19 protein-coding genes and 1 pseudogene are annotated in these 23,099 nt (G+C 39.8%); 2 read left to right on the forward strand and 18 right to left on the reverse strand.

Going from position 1 to position 23,099, the window contains the following annotated elements; translation table 11 throughout:
* Window positions 1-375 (reverse strand): annotated as a pseudogene (locus tag IJ535_RS13230) (branched-chain amino acid aminotransferase); the annotation flags it as partial.
* A 210-nt stretch (window positions 376-585) separates the two neighbouring features.
* On the opposite strand from IJ535_RS13230, the gene IJ535_RS13235 reads away from it, so the two are divergent.
* Together IJ535_RS13235 and IJ535_RS13240 are read left to right on the forward strand one after the other, a co-directional pair.
* Window positions 586-2,493, forward strand: coding sequence for an EAL domain-containing protein (locus IJ535_RS13235; protein ID WP_294303810.1), 1,908 nt, complete (start codon window positions 586-588; stop codon window positions 2,491-2,493).
* 18 nt (window positions 2,494-2,511) lie between these two features.
* Window positions 2,512-3,036: a flavin reductase gene (locus tag IJ535_RS13240; RefSeq protein ID WP_294303811.1), complete on the forward strand. Its 525-nt coding sequence runs from the start codon at window positions 2,512-2,514 to the stop codon at window positions 3,034-3,036.
* Between the two features lie 127 nt (window positions 3,037-3,163).
* On the opposite strand, the gene IJ535_RS13245 is transcribed toward IJ535_RS13240, so the two are convergent.
* From IJ535_RS13245 to IJ535_RS13325, 17 genes are all read right to left on the reverse strand, one after another.
* Window positions 3,164-3,565, reverse strand: coding sequence for a 4Fe-4S dicluster domain-containing protein (locus IJ535_RS13245; RefSeq protein WP_294294348.1), 402 nt, complete (start codon window positions 3,563-3,565; stop codon window positions 3,164-3,166).
* Window positions 3,566-3,728: 163 nt separating this feature from the next.
* On the reverse strand, window positions 3,729-4,808 hold the full coding sequence (locus IJ535_RS13250; RefSeq protein WP_294294350.1) for a hydrogenase large subunit: 1,080 nt from the start codon (window positions 4,806-4,808) through the stop codon (window positions 3,729-3,731).
* Window position 4,809: 1 nt separating this feature from the next.
* Complete coding sequence (locus tag IJ535_RS13255) at window positions 4,810-5,172, reverse strand: NADH-quinone oxidoreductase subunit C (protein ID WP_294303812.1); 363 nt, start codon at window positions 5,170-5,172, stop codon at window positions 4,810-4,812.
* Window positions 5,173-5,181: 9 nt separating this feature from the next.
* Window positions 5,182-5,619, reverse strand: coding sequence for an NADH-quinone oxidoreductase subunit B family protein (locus IJ535_RS13260; RefSeq protein ID WP_294294356.1), 438 nt, complete (start codon window positions 5,617-5,619; stop codon window positions 5,182-5,184).
* A 25-nt stretch (window positions 5,620-5,644) separates the two neighbouring features.
* Window positions 5,645-6,517 (reverse strand): NADH-quinone oxidoreductase subunit H, encoded by an 873-nt coding sequence (locus IJ535_RS13265; protein WP_294303813.1) that lies wholly within the window; start codon window positions 6,515-6,517, stop codon window positions 5,645-5,647.
* A complete protein-coding gene (locus tag IJ535_RS13270; RefSeq protein ID WP_294303814.1) occupies window positions 6,517-8,466 on the reverse strand; it encodes an NADH-quinone oxidoreductase subunit 5 family protein in 1,950 nt (649 codons plus the stop codon). The genes IJ535_RS13265 and IJ535_RS13270 overlap by 1 nt, the downstream gene beginning before the upstream one ends.
* 218 nt (window positions 8,467-8,684) lie before the next feature.
* Window positions 8,685-9,782 (reverse strand): HD-GYP domain-containing protein, encoded by a 1,098-nt coding sequence (locus tag IJ535_RS13275; protein WP_294303815.1) that lies wholly within the window; start codon window positions 9,780-9,782, stop codon window positions 8,685-8,687.
* Window positions 9,783-9,913: 131 nt separating this feature from the next.
* A complete protein-coding gene (locus tag IJ535_RS13280; RefSeq protein WP_294303816.1) occupies window positions 9,914-10,867 on the reverse strand; it encodes an ABC transporter permease in 954 nt (317 codons plus the stop codon).
* Between the two features lie 3 nt (window positions 10,868-10,870).
* Window positions 10,871-12,007, reverse strand: a complete 1,137-nt coding sequence (locus IJ535_RS13285; protein WP_294303817.1) for an ABC transporter permease — start codon at window positions 12,005-12,007, stop codon at window positions 10,871-10,873.
* Window positions 12,007-13,545, reverse strand: a complete 1,539-nt coding sequence (locus IJ535_RS13290; RefSeq protein WP_294303818.1) for an ABC transporter ATP-binding protein — start codon at window positions 13,543-13,545, stop codon at window positions 12,007-12,009. The genes IJ535_RS13285 and IJ535_RS13290 overlap by 1 nt, the downstream gene beginning before the upstream one ends.
* A 278-nt stretch (window positions 13,546-13,823) precedes the next feature.
* Window positions 13,824-14,996 carry a BMP family lipoprotein gene (locus IJ535_RS13295; protein ID WP_294303819.1) on the reverse strand — a complete coding sequence of 391 codons (1,173 nt, stop codon included), beginning with the start codon at window positions 14,994-14,996 and terminating at the stop codon, window positions 13,824-13,826.
* A 100-nt stretch (window positions 14,997-15,096) separates the two neighbouring features.
* Window positions 15,097-15,552 (reverse strand): cytidine deaminase, encoded by a 456-nt coding sequence (locus IJ535_RS13300; RefSeq protein WP_294303820.1) that lies wholly within the window; start codon window positions 15,550-15,552, stop codon window positions 15,097-15,099.
* 1 nt (window position 15,553) lies between these two features.
* On the reverse strand, window positions 15,554-16,948 hold the full coding sequence (locus IJ535_RS13305) for a tetratricopeptide repeat protein (RefSeq protein ID WP_294303821.1): 1,395 nt from the start codon (window positions 16,946-16,948) through the stop codon (window positions 15,554-15,556).
* Between the two features lie 24 nt (window positions 16,949-16,972).
* Window positions 16,973-17,116 (reverse strand): hypothetical protein, encoded by a 144-nt coding sequence (locus tag IJ535_RS13310; RefSeq protein WP_196801517.1) that lies wholly within the window; start codon window positions 17,114-17,116, stop codon window positions 16,973-16,975.
* Between the two features lie 3 nt (window positions 17,117-17,119).
* The gene (locus IJ535_RS13315; protein WP_294303822.1) at window positions 17,120-18,520 is read right to left on the reverse strand and encodes a DUF342 domain-containing protein; all 1,401 of its coding nucleotides are present in this window, start codon (window positions 18,518-18,520) and stop codon (window positions 17,120-17,122) included.
* Between the two features lie 155 nt (window positions 18,521-18,675).
* Window positions 18,676-19,353, reverse strand: coding sequence for a deoxyribose-phosphate aldolase (deoC, locus tag IJ535_RS13320; protein ID WP_294303823.1), 678 nt, complete (start codon window positions 19,351-19,353; stop codon window positions 18,676-18,678).
* A 128-nt stretch (window positions 19,354-19,481) separates the two neighbouring features.
* Window positions 19,482-22,130 carry a valine--tRNA ligase gene (locus tag IJ535_RS13325; RefSeq protein WP_294303824.1) on the reverse strand — a complete coding sequence of 883 codons (2,649 nt, stop codon included), beginning with the start codon at window positions 22,128-22,130 and terminating at the stop codon, window positions 19,482-19,484.
* Between the last annotated feature and the right edge of the window lie 969 nt (window positions 22,131-23,099).

Consider the following 23,099-nt stretch of genomic DNA (forward strand, 5'->3'; position numbering starts at 1 on the left):
AACCCATGCCTCTTCTGTCTTAACTAAAGCCTTAACTGCTGCAACAAAATCCTCAACAGGGAATGCTGGCATGCAAAGTCTTTCATTAGAGTTAATCATACGCTTAGCATTCATCTCTGGTCTGAAAAGCTGAATCTTGCCATCTTCTCTACGATATGCCTTCATACCTTCGAAAGTTTCCTGTGCATAATGAAGTGTCATACATGCTGGATCCATCTCGATTGGTCCTTCTGGTACGATTCTTGCATCGTGCCATCCGATTTCTCTATCCCAGTCGCATACAAACATGTAATCGGTCATGTACTTACCAAAGCCAAGGTTGCTCCAATCTGGCTTCTCTTTTAATTGCTCCCTTTTTTCAAATCTGATATCCATCTTGTGCCTCCGCGCTAAATCATAAATATTTTTCATTTATTATCTAACTTTTGACAACCTGAGTCAACACTTTAACACATTAAATTGCTAAATTTTTTGTTATGTTTCAGATGACTTTTTTGAACTTTCTTTGAACTTTCTGAGATTTAACGCAATCCACATAGATTCAATGCTATAATCAGAATAAACACATAAGGTGGGGCATATTTTATGAATATTTATACTCAAGTATGCGGGCTAATAATTGTTGTTTTGCTGTTAGTATTCTATAAAAAACAACCTACTATGGGCCTGGGGTCGGAAAAACGTTTTATTACAACTTTATATGCTATTATTGGATGTGTAATTCTTGATATAGCCTCATGCTATTTAATAGTAAACTCATCTAAATATAATAACACTGTTATTCTTGTTACCTGCAAGCTATATCTATTAAGCCTTCAAACTGTTTCCTACTGTGCTCTTGCTTATACAGTAGCAGATATTTTTAGATACTTTGGAAGCGAATTTGAAAGGTTCTTGGGACGACTTTTCAGGTACAGCTTTATTATAGGACTGTTTATAACTACATATCTTCCCGTCGATTATTACTATGATGGAAGATATCTGTATTCCTATGGAAAAGCCGCCATTGCCACATATATATTTGTAGCGATACATATTATCTTGATTATAGCTTCTACTATGGTATTGAAAAACCATATAAAACAGCAGAAAACCAACGCCCTTCTTATATGGATGCTAATATGGATTTGTTCAGCGGTAATTCAGTTCCTTAAACCACAGCTATTAATCGTAAGCTTTGCAGCCTGCATCGGTGCTCTTATTATGTTTTTTGAACTGGAAAATCCACAAAGCGCCATATCAAGAAAGACAGGACATTTTAGTTCCGCAGTAATATATGATTATCTGGATTACCTGTATAAATCAAAAACACCATTTTCTGCAATGATTATTTCATTTAATACATTAAATGATACATCATCAGAAAATAAAATACTTAGAAAAACAATTAATACCTTATCAGATTTCCTGTTTAGCATTAAGACTGCTAAGGTTTTTGACACAGCTGAAGGATATTTCTTCCTTATATTTGAGAACAAGGATTTTTTGGAAAGTACTAAATTTAAGATTGAAACTTATTTCCAATCCATAGAGGATAACGCAGATATTGCCTATGCTTACACATTGCTTCACCCTTACTATACAATCATTCCTGACAGCAGGATTGCGACAGATGCGGATGATTTGATGCTGTTAATCACTAACTTTGTTCCTAGTAACCATAAGAACCTGATTACTAACGAGGTTATAATTAACAAGGATGCAATGGCTCTTCTTCGCAATCGTAAGCAAATTGAAAAAATGGTTATTTCTGCCATGGAGGATAACCGTATAGAGGTACATTACCAGCCTATCTATGATGTATCTTCTGATAAATATACCGGTATCGAGGCATTGGTAAGAATACGGCTCATGGATGGAACTTTAGTATATCCTAACGATTTCATCCCTATTGTAGAAGAAACTGGCAGGATTGTTCCTCTTTCGGAAAACATATTTAAGAATGTACTTTCTTTCATGAAATCCTACAGAATAGAAAAGCTTGGGGTACAAAAGGTAGAATTAAATCTTTCTGTCAAGCATGGAGAAAGTCCTGTATTTGTATCCAGGGTTTTAGAAGCATTAGATAAGAACTCTATAGACCCACGTTTGCTTAATTTTGAAATCACTGAAACCAACTCTATACGAAGCCGAGAAAACCTTGCTAAAAACATGGAAAAGCTAAAAGAACATGGTATTTCTTTCTCGCTAGATGATTTTGGTGCTGGCTCCTCAAACTTAAATTATATCGTTGATATGCCAGTAGATATTGTTAAGCTTGATATGCATCTTACTGAAGAATATTTTACCAATGCAAAAGCAAAGGCTATCGTAAAAACAGTAGTAGATATGGCTCATTCAATGGGACTTAGAATTATAGCGGAAGGTATTGAGACAAAACAGCAGCTAGATGAAATGAAATCTCTAGGGGTAGATTATCTTCAGGGCTACTATTTCTCTCATCCTTTACCAGAGCACGAAATTTTAAAATTCTTACAACAGAACAATTTATAACAGAAAGTGAGGAAGATTATGCATACCTTTCAACCTTATCCAATCGATATGCTAGAGTGGAATCCTACTCAAAAGGTGGCTGATGAGGGCATTGCCATTGTTGCCGAGGCTGACGGCGTAGTAAACGCAATGTCATCACACAATGGGGGCGTTGGTCACTTGTGGGGAAAAAACGTGGTCTACGCATTCTTAAGAAACACCAGATACACCAAGGAGCTTTTAGATAAGAGCGAATACTTCTCTGCCTGCTTTTTTGATATGAACGACAAAAACAATGTGCAGCTTATGAAAGTATTGGATCAGCTTTCTGGCAGAAACGAGGACAAGCTTCATCTGTGCCATGTTAGTATTGAACATGCTCTTAATGCACCTTATATTGATGATGCTAACTTTATCATTCTTTGTAGGAAAATTGCAGCTGTGCCAATGACAGAAAATACTATACTGGATGAAAAGATTCTAAATGAAAATTATACAGCAAAGCATTTGGATGATTTCCACACTATGTATGTGGGAGAGATATTAGATATTAGGGCTAGATAATAAAAAAGGCTTCTCCCTTTGCTGGGAGAAGCTGTCACCGCAGGTGACTGATGAGGGCTATATTAAATGCGACCCTCATCCGTCTGCTGCGCAGACACCTTCCCCCAGAGGGGGAAGGCTATTTTTTTTATGACTGTGGCTGTGCAGGAGCAGCAGCTGCTGGTTTTGCAGCAGGCTTTGGTGGCTCGTAAGGAACCTCTACTGAGTAGTTAAACTTCTCAGGACCTGGCTCCTGATAGCCTGGTGTAATAGACAAGCACTTCTTTGGGCACTTCTCTACACAGTAGCCACACTGTACGCAGTCAAAGCGGTTGATAGACCAAGTCTTTCCTGCTCTGTCAACTGTGATTGCCCCTGGAGGGCAGCTACGCATACACATTCCGCAAAGGATACACTGATCCTTATTAATATCTACATGACCTCTAGTGCGCTCTGGGTACTCTCTTGGTACAAAAGGATACTGAGTAGTAGCAGGCTCAGAGAAGAGGTTCTTCAAAACTTGTTTAGTAAATGGTAAAAATTGTCCCATTTCTATATCCTCCATTCCGTTTGTAAGACATTCTAAGTTTTCTCTCGCGGCTTACGCCTACAAGCTTGATAATTCTACGCTCGAGAGATTTCTCGCTTTAGAATCATCATGCTTGTAGCCTACCCGCTATTAATAGATTACGATGTCTTTCAAACTCATCTAATTATCGTTCTGTACAGCTGATACATGGGTCGATAGTGAGTACGAGAAGTGGCACGTCACCGTACTGGCATCCCTGCAGAGTCTGGGTAAGTGCTGGGATGTTAGCAAATGTAGGTGTGCGGACTCTGAATCTATCCAAGAACTTAGTGCCGTTGGCACGTACATGATAGAATGCCTCACCACGTGGCTGCTCTACACGGATGAATGACTCACCGTTTGGCATGCCAGTAACCTTTGTATTAATTTCAGTATCAGGAATCTTAGCAACACACTGTCTAATGATATCGATAGACTGGAAAAGCTCTCCGATACGTACTTCGCAACGAGCGTATGAATCGCAGTTGTTAGAAGTAATTACGTCGAAGTCGATATCGTTGTATGCTGCATAGCCGTTCTTTCTCATATCTACGTTGATACCAGAAGCTCTCATCATAGGGCCTACTGCACCACGACGGATAGCATCCTCACCAGTGATGATACCAACATCTACAAGACGGCTCTTTACAGTGTAATCGTTAAGGAAGATGCTTGTTGTCTCACGGATTTCCTTTTCCATGTCGTCAAGCTTCTTAACGAATTCCTTAAGCATATCGTTTGGCATATCCTTAAGTACACCACCGATTGTGTTTACAGAGAAGATAACACGTCCACCTGTTGATGCCTCGAACATATCAAGAATGTTCTCACGAAGTCTCCATGAATGCATGAAGAGTGACTCGAATCCAAAACCATCAGCAAGTAATCCTAACCATAATAAGTGGCTGTGAAGACGGCTCATCTCAGCCCAAATTGTACGAAGATAATCTGCACGACGAGGAACCTCTACGTTCATGATATCCTCTACTGCCATACAGTAGCCCATACCATGCATGAATGAACAGATACCGCAGATACGCTCTGCAACGTATACCATCTCGTTAAAATCCTTCTTGCTTGTAAGGCTCTCAAGACCTCTGTGAATAAATCCAATAGAAGGAATAGCAGCTAAAACCTTCTCGTCCTCCAAAACTAAATCAAGATGAATAGGCTCTGGAAGAACAGGGTGCTGTGGGCCGTAAGGTACTATACTTCTTTTTCCCATGCTACTTGTCCTCCTTTTCAATAAATGGTGTCTCTACATCGATACGATAAAGCTTGTCGTGTAAATCAACCTTGATATTTTCTACGTTAAGTCCCCAAAGCTCGTGCATCTCGTTCTCATAATAGATAGCTGACTTGTAAACACGAGAGATTGAAGGAACTTCCTCATCCTTTTCTACGATAAGTCTATAGTTTGCGAAGTCATATCCATTAGCAAATGAATATGTTACTTCGTAATGATTCTCTGCCTTAGGGAAAGAGCAGCAAATCTGGCAAAGTCTCCAAAGAGCATTCTTCTTTTCCATGATAACCTGGAGGAGCTCAGCCTTTTCAATTAAATATAAATCTTTTTTAATCTCTTGCATATTTTCCTCCTACTTTTCTGCTGCCTTAAGAGCCTCAGCCTTCTCCTTAAAGAGAGCTACACCCTTAACAACACCATCGATGATTGACTCTGGACGAGCTGCACATCCTGGAACATAGATATCAACAGGAATAACTGTATCTGCTCCGCCCTTGATGTTGTAGCATTCCTTGAAAATTCCGCCTGTACATGCACATGTACCAACAGCGATAACTACCTTTGGCTGTGGCATCTGCTCGTAAATCTGCTTAACAACAGATTCGTTCTGAGAATTGATACCACCAGTAATCAGGAAAATATCAGCATGCATTGGGTTACCTGTGTTGATAACACCGAAACGCTCCACATCATAAACTGGAGTAGTACATGCTAAAACTTCTATATCACATCCATTACAGCTACTTCCATCATAGTGGAGTAGCCATGGTGATTTATGTATTGTACTCATTTCTATTCCTCCTATTAATCAAACATTAACCCATAATAATCTCTAGTAAGAAGAGATTCATGCCTGCTGCTATGATTGTAACGCCCCAAGCAAGCTTAAGCATAAGCTGCCACTTAACTCTTGCTGATGTGTTGTCAATGAGAATCTCAAGGAACCATACAACAAGGATTGCAATGATAGCGCCTACAATAGAAACAGGATTAGAGTTCAGGAAGAATAATCCAACTATACCAAGTAAGATAGCGTTCTCGTACCACTCAGCAAGTGTAACCATTCCGTATTCCTTACCAACCATCTCTGAAGTAACACCCTTGATAACTTCCTGGTGTGCATGATGACTAGTAGCAATATCAAATGGTGACTTTCTAAACTTGATAGTAAGAATAAATACAAATCCTACGAAAAATCCTGGTAAGTAAACAATGTTTGAAACTGCAGAGCCTGCAATGATTTCGTTAACATTGAATGTCTTTGTTGCAAGATAAAAACCAACTGCAACAAGTAATTCCATTGGCTCACATGACATAATCTGAACAAGCTCTCTGTGAGTACCCTGTGCAGAGTATGGTGAGTGAGTTGATGTTGAAGCAAGGATTAAGAACATTGCTGCTGTAGAAAGTGAAAATACAACAAGCAAAATATCAAATCCACCGAAGAAAAGGATACCTGATAAAACGATAAATACTAAGTATGAACGAATCATAAATAGCTGCGCCTTATTAGCTGTTAAAAATTCCTTTTCAAAAAGCTTCTTTAAATCGAAGAATGGCTGCAATACAGATGGTCCTTTTCTTCCCTGCATACGAGCAGAAATCTTTCTATCAAAGCCATCTAGCAAACCGATTACGAAAGGTGCAAGGATTACATAAAGTACTGCAATAATAATACGTTCTGTCATTAGAATGCACCTCCTATCACGATAATCATGTATACAATGATGATAAATGTTGAAATCATAATTGCTGGTGTGAATAACTTCTTCTCACCCATGATATCTTCCATGTAGAAGTTAGAGATGTGCATCTCCTTAGGGTCACCTGTTGATGAAACGAAGTTGAAGTTATCACCACAGTTAGCACCACCCATGTATGTGATTACCTGCTTAGCCTTAGAATTCTTTGTCAATAAATAATTGATGAATGGAATTACAAATACGCCAACAAGTAATACGATCATGATAATAATATTCTGGTATGAGATAACCTGTACATCTGTACCAAACATCTCATTTGTCATTGGCTTAAGCACGTTAGCTGAAAGCCATGGGAATCCAAGAATAAGCGCAACCATCATAACTGCATGGAAGAACATTGAGATGTACTCGTTCTTCTTTGTAAGGTCTCTTGACTTCTCCTTACCAGAAGCGCCAAGAATCTTAGACATCCACTTTGTCCAGTAGAACATTGTTGTAGCTGAACCGAAGCAAATGAAAAGTACCATAAGTGTTGATACATAAACTGAGCTTGTATCGATGAATGCCTTAAGTGCTGCCCACTTAGAAATAAGCATACCAAATGGTGCAAGGAACATTCCTGCGATACCAATCATAAGTACAACTGCAAGCTTAGGGAAAAGTGAAATCAATCCCTGCATATCCTCAACGTCACGGCTACCTGTTGTGTTCTCGATAGCACCAACGCACTGGAAGAGCATTGACTTAGATACTGCGTGGAAAATTACAAGGAATACTGCTGCCCAGATTGTCTCCTCATAACCACAGCCTGTACATGCAACGATAAGACCAAGGTTAGAGATTGTAGAGTAAGCAAGTACCTTCTTTCCATCTGAAACTGAAATAGCAAGGCAAGATGCTGCAAGGAATGTGAAGCCACCAATAAGGGCTACCATGTTACCTACATAGTTATCAGCCATTGCCATTGAAATACGAATAAGAAGATATACACCAGCCTTAACCATTGTTGCACTGTGAAGAAGTGCTGATGAAGGTGTAGGTGCTACCATGGCGCCAAGTAACCATCCTGAGAATGGGAACTGAGCTGACTTTGTAAGTGCTGCAAATGCAAGGCAAGCGATTGGAAGCAAGCAAAGTGTACCTGGAATACCAACATACTTGCTAACAATTGCAATATCAATAATCTCATAGAGATTAACTGTCTTAAATGCTAAGATGCCAATTGCAATAGCTGCTGCAATTCCGCAACCACCAAGTAAGTTCATCCATAAAGCCTTGAATGAATTGTTGATTGCTTCTTCTGTACGAGTGTATCCAATAAGCAGGAATGATGTAACTGATGTGATTTCCCAGAAGAAATACATCCAGATAAGGCTCTGTGAAAATACAAGACCAAACATCGCACCAAAGAATACAAATATCATTGCAAGGAAGAAGCTACGTCTGTCTGTAAGCTCCTTGTGATGATGAATGTGATAGCCATGCATGTAACCAACTGCATAGATACCGATTAATGAACCTACTACACCGATGATAAGAATCATAACAAGTGTAAGCCAGTCAAAACGAAGGGCTGGAAGCTCTTTAACCTCTGGTCCAAAAAGCTCTAGTGCTGCAACAAGAACAGTCTGCACTATTGCAAGCAGTGAAATAACCCCCTTCTTGTACTTAAATGAAAGATATGTGATAAGACACATCAAGAAAATGTCGCCAACTAAGATTACTTCATCGAAGACCTCTTTGTATGGCAAATCGAAACTCATGGCCTGGCCTCCAGCCAAGAACCACTTGAAAGCTGTGAATACCGAAAGTGCAATAACGATTCCACAACCGAGATAGACGAAGAATGCTCTGCACTTAGAATTGTGAATAACTGCAGGCAAAATCGCCCAGAGAAATGGTAAACAGATTAAAGCTGTTACTAACATTTCCATTGTTATTTCCTCCTTTTTACTTTAGCTCCCTTATTATATATAATTAATTCCCCATGGGGAAATTAGAGCCCATTTGTTCATTATTTCACAATCTATACTATACCACAATTTCAAGGTCTTAGATTAGGTTTTACAAGTTTTTCACAGTTTTTATTTAGGTACAAAATAAAAAATCTGAGAACAGTATTTTTTCATCAATAACATACTATTCTCAGATATTAAATACATGCACGAATATATAAATCAGAACGCTCTTTAAGGTCTATAAATTCACCACTTTCAAGCTGAATAAGAGGACTTGATAGGGCTTTGTCGTTTATCATTGTGATAACGCCTTTACTATCATCTGACAGTACCACCTTCGTTCCTATATAAGACTGTGCAATATTCTTTAAGAAAACCTGTAAAACATTTTGGTCGTATTTTGCTTTATCCTGCCGCTGGAATTGTGCTATTACCTCAAATGGACAAATACCTGCTCTATAGCATCTGTCTGCTGTCATGGCATCATATACATCTGTAATAGCAACTATTTTAGAATAATAGCTAATAAAATCCTTTGTTAATCCGTATGGATAGCCGCTTCCATCATTTCTTTCATGGTGTTGCAAGGCTGCCAGTTTTATTCTTCTGTCTATCGCAGCATCGCTTAAAAGATTGTACCCAAGCAATGGATGTTCAGCCATTCGACCATATTCTTCCACTGTTAATGGCCCTTTCTTAGTAAGAATCTTTTGAGGCACTAATGATTTTCCAATATCATGATACAAGCCGCACATTGTAAGCACATCTAATTCTTTTTTATCTGTAATACCAAGCCAACCGCCACATACTCTTGAAATAATAGCAACGTTAACGGAATGTTTGTAAGTGCTAGTATCAATTTCCTGGATGTTTAGCATCATTGCCATGATGCCAAGGCCTGTTGAATGTTCTTCAAATACTTTGTGGATGTCTTCTAGTAATACATCATCCTTCAGCTGAACTTGCTTATTTACAAATTCATTTACTATTTCTTCTAATTGGTCTGCACATTTGTTGTAGGCTTTTTTAAATTCTACAAACTCATGGCTATTTAAAATTCTTACAGATTGAGTTTCTCCAATATACTCATCCGGTGCATCGAATTCGTATTTTTCTATTGCATCTTCTTCATCTTGGATTGAAAGGGTCTTTATACCATAATAACTAACATGTAACAGTTGCTGAGCCGTAACCGCAGTACCAGCCTCGGCCAAAACCTGTCCACGTGGACTTATAATTTTTTCTGCCAGTATCATGCCCGGCTTTATTTCTGCCACATCAACCTGTCTCATGAAGCCTTTCTTCCTTTCTGAATTAATGTCCTTTACACAACATCACTACTGTATTGTACTATTTAATAGTTAAATTTCTGTGAAACATGTAAATAAAAAAAAGGCTTCCCCCTAAAAGGGGGAAGGCTATATTATCTCTGTCCCTTATCATAAGGTATACCCTCGGCCTTAGGAGCACGAGAATTCTGAGATGTAAATGCAAGTACAAGAAGTGAAACGATGTATGGGAACATGTTATAAACTGTTCCTGATATTGGAAGCGCATGTAAGAATCCAATACCCATGTATACGTTTGAAAGTGAGCGGAACAATGCAAAAAGCACTGCTGACCAGGCAATACGCTCTGGCTTCCACTGACCAAAAATCATAACAGCAAGGGCAAGGAAACCTGCACCAGCTACACCGTAATCAAAATGCCATGTTGAGTTAGCGGCACAAATATAAATGATACCACCAAGACCACCAAGGAATCCTGATAAAAGAACACCAATGTAACGCATTGCATATACATTAATACCTACTGAATCAGCAGCCTGTGGATGCTCACCACAAGCACGAATACGAAGAGCAAGCTTTGTCTTGTAGAAGAAAACTATTGCACATACAAGAAGGATAGCTGCTACTACGATAAACCAGCTAATCTGAAGCTTACCAATGTAGAATACAAATGCATCATGACCTCTTACGTAATCAAGCTTTGCAGAGAAATCTGCGCCGTTTGAACGAATTGTATTGAAAGCCTTAATAATAACTGTTGCAGCTGCTGTAGCAAGCATGTTAACCGCCGTACCAATCAGGGTTTGGTCCGCCTTGAAATTGATACAGGCAACGGCTATCAACAGCGATGAAAGCATTCCTGCTAATGCAGATGCCAAAAGTGTAAGAACAATAATAGTAAACTTAGATGCATCGCTTGGAAGAAGAACCATTACCATAGCACCTGCCATAGCACCGAATACCATGATACCTTCAAGTCCAAGGTTGATGATACCGCTTCTCTCTGAGAACATACCACCCAAAGCTACAAGAATAAGTACTGCCGAGAAAATAAGTGTATATTGAATAAGTAATAATAATCCAGACATTTCTTACACCTCCTTCTTTGCAGTATTTTCAGGCTCAGCATTGGCATTAACCTTTACCTTACCTGGTCTGTTAAGTATTGTCTTGAAGAACAATACGAATCCGCATAAGTAAATGATGATTGCAATCATAAGATCAGCAACCTGTGGATTGTAGTAATTTGTGTTAAGATACTGGCCACCAAGTGTGATGTACTCAACAAATAATCCGGCAAAGATTGTTCCGATTGGATTAAGTCCACCAAGGAAGGCAACAGCGATACCTGTAAATCCCATGCCTGGAACTGATGAAGCAATCTTGTAATGCTCGATACCTGTTAAATAGAAGAGGCCTGATGCCATACCTGCAATAGCTCCTGAGATAAGAAGTGTAAGCATGATATTTCTCTTAGCATTCATACCTGCATATTTTGCAGCCTCTTTGTTATGACCTGTAGCCTTAAGCTCGTATCCAAATGTTGTCTTGTTAAGGACAATAAGGATAATAATTGCAACAATAACTGTAAGTGGAATAGCTATTGTCATGTACTGATTTCCACCGAAGAACTCCTGCATAAATCCTGGCAATAAGCCTGAAGGATTAACCTCTGAGATATCGTAAGTCTCTGACTTACTCTGATTCATACATGCCTCACCGCCAAGAATGATGTTACAGATGTATAAACCAATCCAGTTAAGCATGATACCTGCAATAACTTCGTTTACATTGAAGTATGCCTTAAAGATACCTGCAATAAGTCCCCAAACACCACCTGCTACGATAGCTGCAAGTAGGCAGAAGAACCAGTTCCATCCAAGTGCAAGAGATGTATATAGGCTGGCAATAATACCAACTGCATACTGTCCGGCTGCACCAATGTTAAATAATCCTGCCTTGTAAGCAAATAAGATTGCTTCGGCACAAAGAATAACTGGCACTGAGTTAACAAGGAATGAACCCATGTATTTCATCAATGTGGTTGTGCTGGCTATTCTATATTTGAAGAAGTTAGTTAATATTGCTCCCATACCTTCTGTGGCATGTTCAGCATTCATAAACCAAAGGATAATAAATCCAATAATAATACCAAGTACTGCACATAAAACTGAAGCAAGTAATGTCTGTACTCCTGGTCTTTTGAAAAAGCTTTCTTTTGCTTGCATTACTTAGCCTCCCTTCCATCATCACGCTTAGCGCCTGACATATATAATCCTAATTCCTGAAGAGTGGTCTTCTTAGGGTCAACCTCACCTACGATTTCGCCCTCATACATAACTAAGATTCTATCTGAGAGGTTCATAACCTCATCTAATTCAAGGGAAACAAGAAGAATTGCCTTACCTGCATCTCTTTCCTTTACGATTTCCTTATGGATATATTCGATAGCTCCAACATCCAAACCTCTAGTAGGTTGAACAGCAATAAGAAGCTCGTGATCTCTATCCATCTCACGTGCAACAATGGCCTTCTGCTGGTTACCACCAGACATAGAACGAACCTTTGTAACAGCACCCTGTCCAGAACGTACATCAAATGCCTTTGTTAAGCGATCTGAATATTCGCGCATTTCCTTTTTCTTAATCATTCCACCCTTTTGGAATGCTGGCTCAAAGTATCTTTGAAGAATCATGTTTTCCTCAAGAGAATAATCAAGGACAAGACCATGCTTATGTCTATCCTCAGGAATATGACTCATGCCGTGTGTATTCTTATAGCGGATTGATTTTTTAGTAATATCTTCGCCGCACAATGTAATCTTTCCACTAGATATGTCATCGAGTCCTGTAAGCGCCCCAACGAACTCTGTCTGACCGTTGCCATCGATACCTGCAATACATACGATTTCACCCGCACGTACGTTAAATGAAACATTGTGTACTGAGTCATTAGCATGAATCTTGCTTTTTACGCAAACGTTCTCTACCTTGAGAACCTCATTAGTAGGCTTAGCTTCTTCCTTATCAACAGCGAACTTAACGTTACGTCCAACCATCATTGAAGAAAGCTCTTCCTTAGTAGTGTTTGCAACATCAACTGTACCGATATACTTACCCTTTCTAAGGATAGAGCATCTATCAGCTACTTCCATGATTTCGTTTAGCTTGTGAGTGATAAATAGGATTGACTTACCCTCAGCTGCTAAATCCTTCATGATTTTCATCAGCTCATCAATCTCCTGTGGAGTAAGAACTGCAGTAGGCTCATCAAAAATAAGAATGTCATTATCTCTGTAAAGCATCTTAAGGATTTCTACACGCTGTTGCATACCAACAGTGATATCCTCGATAAGCGCATCAGGATCAACCTTAAGATTGTACTTGTTAGATAAATCCATAACCTTCTTTCTTGCTTCTGCCTTTGTTAAAAAGCCAAGCTTACTAGGCTCAGAACCAAGAATGATATTATCAAGTACACTAAAAATGTCTACCAACATAAAATGCTGGTGAACCATACCAATACCCAAATCTGTAGCATCATTTGGATTATTGATTTTTACTTCTTTGCCATCTTTTTTGATGACACCCTTTTCCGGTGTATAAAGTCCGAAAAGAACACTCATAAGTGTGGACTTGCCGGCACCATTCTCCCCGAGAAGTGCATGAATTTCACCACGCTTTAATTGCAAAGTAATATCGTCATTTGCAATGATGCCTGGGAACTCTTTTGTAATATGCAGCATCTCAATTACGTAATCTTCCATCGCAATAAACCCTTTCTTTTGTGATAGTTACATAGGCGCTAATTAACTATCTATTTGCTGATAATGCTCTCCCCTATATGAACAGCAAAACCATAAAAAACATCGCGTTTACCGTGATGAATTTTAAAATATTGCTATTTTTAAAAAAGGGAGGGATGTGTAATCCCTCCCTCCTTAATAAAAGACTTTGCGGGAGACACACACATAAAAACATGTTTTATAAATGTGTGTGCGCCGTGCAAACAAATTCAACTCTAAAGAATTAAATCTTTTTGCATTTAGTGAATATTGTCATATTCCTTAACTGTGATTTCTGTAGCTGGCATCTTCTCTGTTGTGTTGTCAACAGTGATTGTACCATCATAAAGCTTACCAACAAGCTCCTTGTAGTCATCTACAGTAAAGTTCTTCATTGACCATGTATCTGTAGGAAGCTGTACATAGTTAACTGAAGGATCTGTACCTGAAACGATACCAAGGTTCTCAATCTTACCAGCGTAGTTAGACCAGTTACCTGCAAGTAAGTCTGTAAGTGTAGACTCAACTGTAGGAGCAAGACCCTTCATAGCTGATGTGATGCAAAGATCATCTGTACCGTACTGGTTAGCAATTGTACCAGACTGGTCAGAGTCAACACCGATAACCTTGCCATCTACCTTCTGAGCTGCCTCGCAAGCTGATGTGTAGATACCACCACCACATGCGAATACAACCTCTGTACCATTTGAATACCATGTATCCATCTGAGCTGTAATAGCCTCATCACCGAAGAACTGGCCACCATATACATAGTTAACCTGAACATCTGAAGCATTACCAAGCTCTACTGCAGCATCGTTACATCCCTGAACGAAACCATATCCGTAACGGATAACAGCTGGAACAGCCATACCACCAAGGAAACCAAGCTTTGTGTAGCCTTCCTTAACAGCTGCATAACCTGCCATGTAACCTGCTAACTCTTCCTGGTATGTGAATGAGCAAACATTCTCAGGAAGCTTATAATCACCAAAGTCACCTTCGCCACAGTCAAGAGCGATGATTGTTACATTAGGATAAGTCTCAGCAACTTCCTTAATCATGTTAGCGAATAAGTAACCTGGTACAACAACTACATTGTAACCATCTGCTACAGCATTCTCAAATGAAGCGATACGAGCATCATCTGAATCTGCTGTTGGCTTGTAGTACTGGAACTCAACACCATTTTCATCTGCAAATGCCTTAGCAGCCTCGTAAGTTGTCTGGTTGAATGACATATCTGTGATGTCACCAGAGTCTGTAATCATTGCGACCTTATAATCGCTGTTTGTTGCTGCATCAGCAGCCCCCTCATCTGTTGTTGCTGCTGGTTCAGAAGCTGAATCACTGCTAGATGATGAACCACAACCAACAAACATAGTAGCTACCATTGAAGCTACAAGAAGTACGCTTAATAACTTCTTTTTCATTCTTTCATTCCTCCTATATTTTGTTTCTTTATTAATAGAAACTCATACTTAAATTATATTGTATTTCATGATTTTTGCAAGAACAATGATGTTTTAATGTCTATTTTATGTCCAAATTTTTAGGTCCAAAGCCTAATGGTAAAATTTCTTTAAGCGTTTTTTCTATAATTTTTACATCTTCAGGCTGAATTTTGGTTAAATCATCCACATTTTTTACTTCGGCAAGTAAAATTCTAAAAGTATCTGGTTCACCAAACTCATTAAGCACCTGTCTGCACACACCGCATGGCGCGCAAAGTGGCAAATCCTTGAGATTATCCATGCCACCAACTACAGCGATTGCACTAAAATCGTAGTAGCCCTCACTGACAGCCTTAAAAACCGCTGTTCTTTCTGCACAGTTTGTTGGTGTATATCCTGCATTTTCAATATTGCAGCCCTTGAACACTGTGCCATCCTTACACAAAAGTGCTGCCCCCACCTTGTGATGAGAATATGGTGTGTAAGCCATTTCTCTAGCCTCTAAGGCCATTTTTACTAACTCAAAATCTGTCATTTTATTCACCTACCTCTTTGGCATCAAGTGTAGTATCATCAGCTGCAATATACACCTTAGCCTGCTTTCCCCATTTATTTGAAGGATATAGTTCAACCACCTTTTCAAAGCATTCCAAAGCCAAATCTGTCTGATCTGTCAATCGGTAGCAATCTCCAAGAAGGAAAAGTGCCGCACCATTATTGTAGTTTTCATCAATATCTACAACTGTCTTGAAATTAGTGATTGCACTTTCATAGTTTTCTTCTGAATAGAAATTATTTCCATCATCATAATAGCCCTGAATAATAGCTGGAGAAAGAGCCGCATAAAGTGTATCGTAAGCTTGTTGGCCCTGTTCTCCTAACACTTCCTTTGTTACCAGCTGAATGTACTGGCTGGCAGTTTCGCTATCGCCGGCATTGTAGGAATTTTCAGCTGCAAAAAGGTTGTCGTAGGATGTTGCCACATCCTGCTTATCATCATAAGCACTTAAATCTTCCTTAAGGCTATCTATTTCTGATTGTAAAGAATCACTCTTTGATTTAGATTCAGCAAGGGCTTCGTTAAGAGCCAAAACAGTTTTGGAATTACTATCCTTTGCATTATCTCTTACTGTTGGCACTACCAGGAAAAAGCAAATCAAAAGCCCTAACACAAGGCCAAGCAAAATATTCATTAGGCTGGCACCTGAATTATCCAGCATACTTCTGAAGGATTTTTCAGACATAACCACTGTGTCATTGCCATCTAAGAATGAAACCGTGTCAGTCTTTTTCTTTCTTCTGCCAGTATTCTGTTCCTTTAGCCTTGACTTTACCTCGTGGATATATCGGATGGTAGTAGTATTATTACCATCAATCTTGGTCGCCTGATTCAAAAGCTTTCTGGCATCAGCATACTTGGATTCTTCTATATAAAGAAGAGCTAAAAGCTGATGAGCTTTCACAAAATTAGGATTCTGACTTATAACCTTTTTTAGTTGGATAATAGCCAAGTCCTTACTACCAGATTTACAATATTCAACTGCCTGATTATATTTTTTGATTGTGGAATTAATCTTGCTTAAAAAGCCTGGCGCATTTTCGATTTCTGCCAGGTATCTGTCAGCATCAGGATTATCCTCCTGCAGATTCTTAGAGATTACCCACTCATTTAAAGCAAGCACAATCTCCCCAATCTGATAATAGCAAAGTCCTAATAAATTCCTTGCTCTGGTATTATATTTATAATATTGGAGCGAAGATTTTAAGGATTCAATTGCACCTGATAAATCTCTGACCCTGGCCTTTTCCAAGCCCTGATTATAGAACACGTAAGACGTGTATATGATTTGTTTATATAGCAAAATATCGGCGCCGCAGTTGTAACAAACTTTCTCGTTACCAACTTCGGCACCACACATAAAACACTGCATCTATTATTCTCCACTAAATCCAAACTATTTTGTCCCGTTGTTTTGTGCTGTCATGTTAAAAAGCAAGTCTGTTAAATCTGTTAAATCTCTTGCTTTAATATCAGCCTCAGCCTGTTCCACTTCAATGGCAGGCTCGTACTTTTTAAGTTCTTCTTCAAAATCTATCATAATTTATCCACCAATTTTAACCAGTTTAACGCCTTCTTCACTCTTTTCAATCTCTATCTTTTCATGCATATCCTGAATGGTAACATGATGGTCATCAACTGAAATATTGCTTCCAGCGTACAATCTTCTATAAACCTTTATAGTTGCGCCTTTTCCAGACATAATAACTTCTTTTAGTCTGCTGAGCTTTTTAGTCTCTTCAAGTACAACTGCTTCGTCTCTGATACGTACTCTAAGAAGCTGCATTCTACGAGGGTCTTCCTTGTAATTAATGCCACGCTCCTCGCCAAGTCTATCAAATTCTTCTATACCCTTTTTAATCTTTTGAACATTAGAACTGATTGCCTGAATCTTCTTTGCAAGCATTTCGTATTCGGCAGCTCTTTCTATATCAACACCTACAGCAACATTTGTTGTAGTTCCAAAAGAGTTTCCAATGTCATTAACCTCTATTCCCTGAACAGCTGAAACGTAGCCCCCAATGATAGAAGCATTATTGCCATTAAGCTCTATGTGACCATCGCAAGAAACCTTGCTCTTAAAGAAATAATCTGCGGTAATATCTCCACCACAAGTAATAATGGCGTACTCCACAAACTGAGCTGTCACCGAGCCCTTGCAATCTATGATTGTTTTTTCATTTCCTTTGACACCAGACAACAGGAACAAATCCTTGCCTGCCCTAATGTCGCAGTCTTCAATCAGGCCATGAATAATTACATTGCCTGCAGCATCAATAACAGCACCATCATGAACACCACCGTGAACAATAACGTCGCCGTTAAACTTTATGTTGCCAGTGCCAATTCCCACATCCCCCTGCACCTCATGGACAGGTGATATAGAAATCTTTCCCTGGTTAACTTCTATTTTTCCAGTAATCTTAGCTGTGTAGGTAAGATTATCACTGGATCTGTCAAATCCTCTACCTATTAATGGGGGAAGGTCACGCACTGGCTTTGGCTCAAGAATCTGGCCTCTAACAGACATACCACGACTTCCCTGAACTGCAGGATGATATGTTGCAATAACATCACCTTCCTGTATAGTTTCGATAGTCTTAATACTCATGTAATCAGCTGTACCATCTGGACGGATGGTAGGCTTACGATTGACTGTTGTATCGAAATGATATTCAAAATACCCTGGCGTTCCCTGCACCTGAGCAGAGCCCTCCGCCACCTTAACAGGCTTTCCATAAACAGGACTATTAGACAGCTTAACAAGCATATCCTGGTCAATACCAAAGGTAACATTTGCATTATTCAAGAACCCAAGCAACTGCGCAGCAGTAAACTTAGGCACATCACTTTTCCCATCCGGAATTTTAAAAGTCATTGTTGCTTCCAAACCATCAGATGAGACTTGAATTTTTGGTGCAAGTGCATTAATTGGCTGAGCCATACGTCCCCCAAAACAAAAGTCAATATTTGATTAAGTTTAGTATTCCAAGATACTAAACTTAATCAAATTAATTATAGATTTTTATAATGGATTTGTCATGAAATTTTGCATTTTTACATAAATTTTCATTAAATTTTCACAATAGAAGCTAATTTTTAGTACTTTCCGTCATTTGGAAGGCCTTTAACAGCCTTAACAACACGGCTAGTACCAAGTCTGCTTGCACCAAGGTCGATGAACTTCTGTGCATCATCAAGTGAAGCAATACCGCCTGCTGCCTTAATAAGCTTGCCGTTTGTCATGTGGTCAGCCATAAGCTTGATGTCGTCGAATGTAGCACCACCTGTAGAGAAGCCTGTTGATGTCTTGATGTAATCTGCATCAGACTTTGAAACAACTTCGCACATCTTAATCTTTTCTTCGTCTGTAAGTAAGCAGCACTCGATGATAACCTTTAAAAGCTTACCCTTGCAAGCAGCCTTGATTGCGTTGATTTCAGCAAGAACATCATCATATCTGCCTTCCTTAACCCAACCTACATTGATAACCATATCTACTTCTGAAGCACCGTTATCTACAGCATCACTTGCCATAAAGCACTTAGAAGCTGTTGTAGCATAGCCGTTAGGGAAACCAATTACTGTACAGATTGGAAGGTGTCCGCCCTGCTCCTTAACGTACTCAGCAGCCTGCTTTACAAAGCTAGCTGGGATGCATACTGAAGCAGTCTCATACTTCATTCCATCATCTACAATACCCTTAATGTCATTCCATGTTGCGTCAACACCAAGTAATGTGTGATCGCACTTGCTTAAAATGTTCTTGATATCCATAGTTTCCTCCTGTACCCTCATCCGCCCCTTCGGGGCACCTTCCCCCAGAGGGGGAAGGCAAACTCTAGGCTTCCCCCTCCGGGGGAAGGGGGACCACTTTAGTGGTGGATGAGGGCTACCTTTATTAATTATTTCATACTAGCAAGACGTGCCTCAACCTGAGCCATCATTGCTTCGTATTTAGCTAATTTCTCACGCTCCTCAGCAACCTTTGCTTCTGGTGCTTTGCTCATGAATTTCTCATTTGAAAGCATTCCGCGTGAACGAGCAAGCTCTTTTTCAAGCTTTTCTTTTTCTTTTGTAAGACGCTCCTTTTCCTTTTCGAAATCTACAAGGTCCTCAAGCGGAACGAAAAGTGTAGCATCTGGAATTACAGCTGAAACTGCATCATCTGAGATACCAGCCTTATCAGCCTGAATAAATACCTCTGTTGCACCAGCAAGTGTCTTGAAGATTGGTGTAATCTCATCAAATGTAGCTCTTACATCTGCATCGTCAGCTACGATGTGGATAGCAGCCTTCTTTGAAGGTGGAACATCCATATCTGTACGAAGCTGTCTCATACCACGAACAACATCCTTTGCACGCTCTACCTTTGCTTCCTCAGCTGGGAAGTTCATTGCCTCATCAAATTCTGGCCATGCAGAAAGCATGATTGTTTCCTCTTCGCTCTGAAGTGTGCAGAAGATTTCTTCTGTGATAAATGGCATAAATGGGTGAAGCATCTTAAGTGCATTTGTAAGTGCAAACTTAGCTGTCCAAAGGGCTGCATTCTTGCTTGCTGTATATTCCTCTGAGTACATTCTTGGCTTTACAATTTCGATGTACCAATCGCAGAACTCGTCCCAAATAAAATCATATACCTTTTGAACTGCTATACCAAGTTCAAACTTATCCATATTTTCTGTTACATCTTTGGCTAATGTGTTTACCTTAGAGATAATCCACTTATCCTCAGTAGCAAGGTCTGCATCAGCTGGCTTTGTAACCTCGTTATCAGCAAGGTTCATCATAATGAAACGAGAAGCATTCCATACCTTGTTTGCAAAGTTACGGCTGTTTTCAACACGCTCGTTGTAGAAACGCATATCGTTACCAGGTGCATTACCTGTGATAAGTGTAAGACGAAGTGCATCAGCACCGTAGTTATCAATAATCTCAAGTGGATCGATACCATTTCCTAAAGACTTAGACATCTTACGTCCCTGTGAATCACGTACAAGGCCATGGATGAGTACTGTAGAAAATGGCGACTTTCCTGTGTGAGCGTAGCCTGAGAATACCATTCTGATTACCCAGAAGAAGATGATATCGTATCCAGTAACAAGTACATCTGTTGGATAGAAATAATCAAGCTCCTCTGTCTTCTCTGGCCAGCCAAGTGTTGAGAATGGCCAAAGTGCTGATGAGAACCATGTATCAAGTGTATCCTCATCCTGCTTCATATGAGTATGTCCACACTTAGGGCAAACTGTTGGTGCCTCAGATGCTCTGGCAACAACTGTCTCGCCACACTTCTCGCAGTAGTATGCTGGGATTCTATGTCCCCACCAAAGCTGACGTGAAATACACCAATCGCGGATGTTCTCAAGCCAGTGTAAATATGTCTTATCGTAGTTCTTAGGAACAAATGTAAGCTCACCTGTCTTGATAGCCTCGATAGCAGGCTTTGCAAGCTCTTCCATTGCTACGAACCACTGTGGCTTAACCATAGGCTCTACAGTAGTCTTACATCTATCATGCGTTCCTACATTATGTGTATGCTCTTCAATCTTAACAAGAAGACCCATTTCGTCCATCTTCTGAACAATGAGCTTACGAGCCTCGTATCTATCCATACCCTCGAACTCGCCACCGTTTGCGTTGATAGTAGCATCATCGTTAAGGATATTGATTACAGGAAGGTTATGTCTCTTACCTACCTCGAAATCGTTAGGGTCATGGGCTGGAGTAATCTTAACAACACCAGTACCAAATTCCATATCAACATATTCATCAGCGATAACTGGAATCTCACGATTTACAAATGGAAGCATTACAGTCTTACCAATGATATCCTGATATCTTTCATCCTTAGGGTTTACAGCAACAGCTGAATCACCAAGCATTGTCTCTGGACGTGTTGTAGCGAATGTTACGAAGCGGCCTGGCTCGCCTACGATTTCGTACTTCATGTGCCAGAAATGTCCTGCCTGCTCCTCATGCTCTACCTCAGCATCTGAGATAGATGTCTGACAAACTGGACACCAGTTGATGATACGGTTTCCCTTATAAATGTAGCCTTCGTTGTAAAGCTTAACGAATACTTCTTCTACAGCCTTTGAGCAGCCTTCATCCATTGTGAATCTTTCGCGCTCCCAGTCAGCAGATGAACCCATCTTCTTAAGCTGGTTGATGATACGTGTTCCGTACTCATCCTTCCACTCCCAGCACTTCTCAAGGAAGCCTTCACGCCCAAGGCTATCCTTTTCGATGCCCTGCTTCTTAAGATGCTCGATAACCTTTACCTCTGTAGCGATAGCTGCATGGTCTGTACCTGGCTGCCATAAAGCTGAGTAGCCCTGCATTCTCTTATATCTGATAAGGATATCCTGCATCGTGTTATCAAGTGCATGTCCCATGTGAAGCTGACCTGTAATATTTGGAGGTGGCATTACAATAGTAAATGGCTTTTTGCTACGGTCTACCTCAGCGTGGAAATAGCCATTCTCCTCCCACTTTTTATAGAGTCTGTCTTCAAGACCCTTTGGATCATAAGTCTTTGCTAATTCTTTCATACTTTTATCCTTTCTAAAAATCACGCGGCTTCCAAATTATACATGCTTCCGTAGGGCACCCCCCATACCTTCGCATGGGAGCCCTCCCGCCGGCGTAGGTCCTTCCCATGCTCGGCATGGTGCCTCCCTACTCACGCCTGCCTAGTTCGAGTAGCCGCTTAGCTAATACTATGACATAATTATTAGCTACCTCTAGCTAACGTTGAAACTTTTTAACGTAATTAAAAAGCCCTGTGTACGGCAAATTGCTGTACACAGGGCGCCATATTCGATACGGTCGCGTTACCACCTGCATTTATATCTCATCTTATTCCTTACGGGAACGACTCGGATGGTTTGTACATCTGTCTGGCTATCACCAGGATGCTTTGTTCACCATCTGCTCCGAAGCTACCTTCGTCAGCTCAGCTCCTAGGTCACCTTTCAGCCGGTGAGCGACCCTCTCTACAGGACGACACTGATTACTCCTCTTCATCATCGCATTTAACTTACCTTATAATAGAAAAAATCTCAGGGCTTGTCAAGGGCAATAGCCTCTATGTACCTACTATAACTCCCTACTTACAAACAATAAATTTTTATTGAACATAGGCTTCTTTCCGCATATCACCTGCTATATATCCAAGCAATATTTTCATGCAAGAAATGTTATCCTAACTCATGTTTTTGATTTTAGTTCAGTATATGTGAATTCTTACAAAAATATACTTGTTTCAATTGGATATAAACCTAATATCAGCAAAATTAGTATATCACAGATGCAAAAATCGAATTCCCAAACCTTTTTCCATTAGAATCCACTTGCTCGATTTCAAAATTAGTATATTTTGATAAAGCCCATATAATGGTGTAAATTCTAAAATTTATTAAAAAGAGCCAAGTGCTCATCTTTCAGTTAAAATTAAGTTACCACACAAAACATAATTGAAAGGATGAATACTATGGCTCAATTACATTTTACATTGGATC

The organism is Pseudobutyrivibrio sp. (assembly GCF_017471675.1).
GTDB lineage: Bacteria > Bacillota > Clostridia > Lachnospirales > Lachnospiraceae > Pseudobutyrivibrio.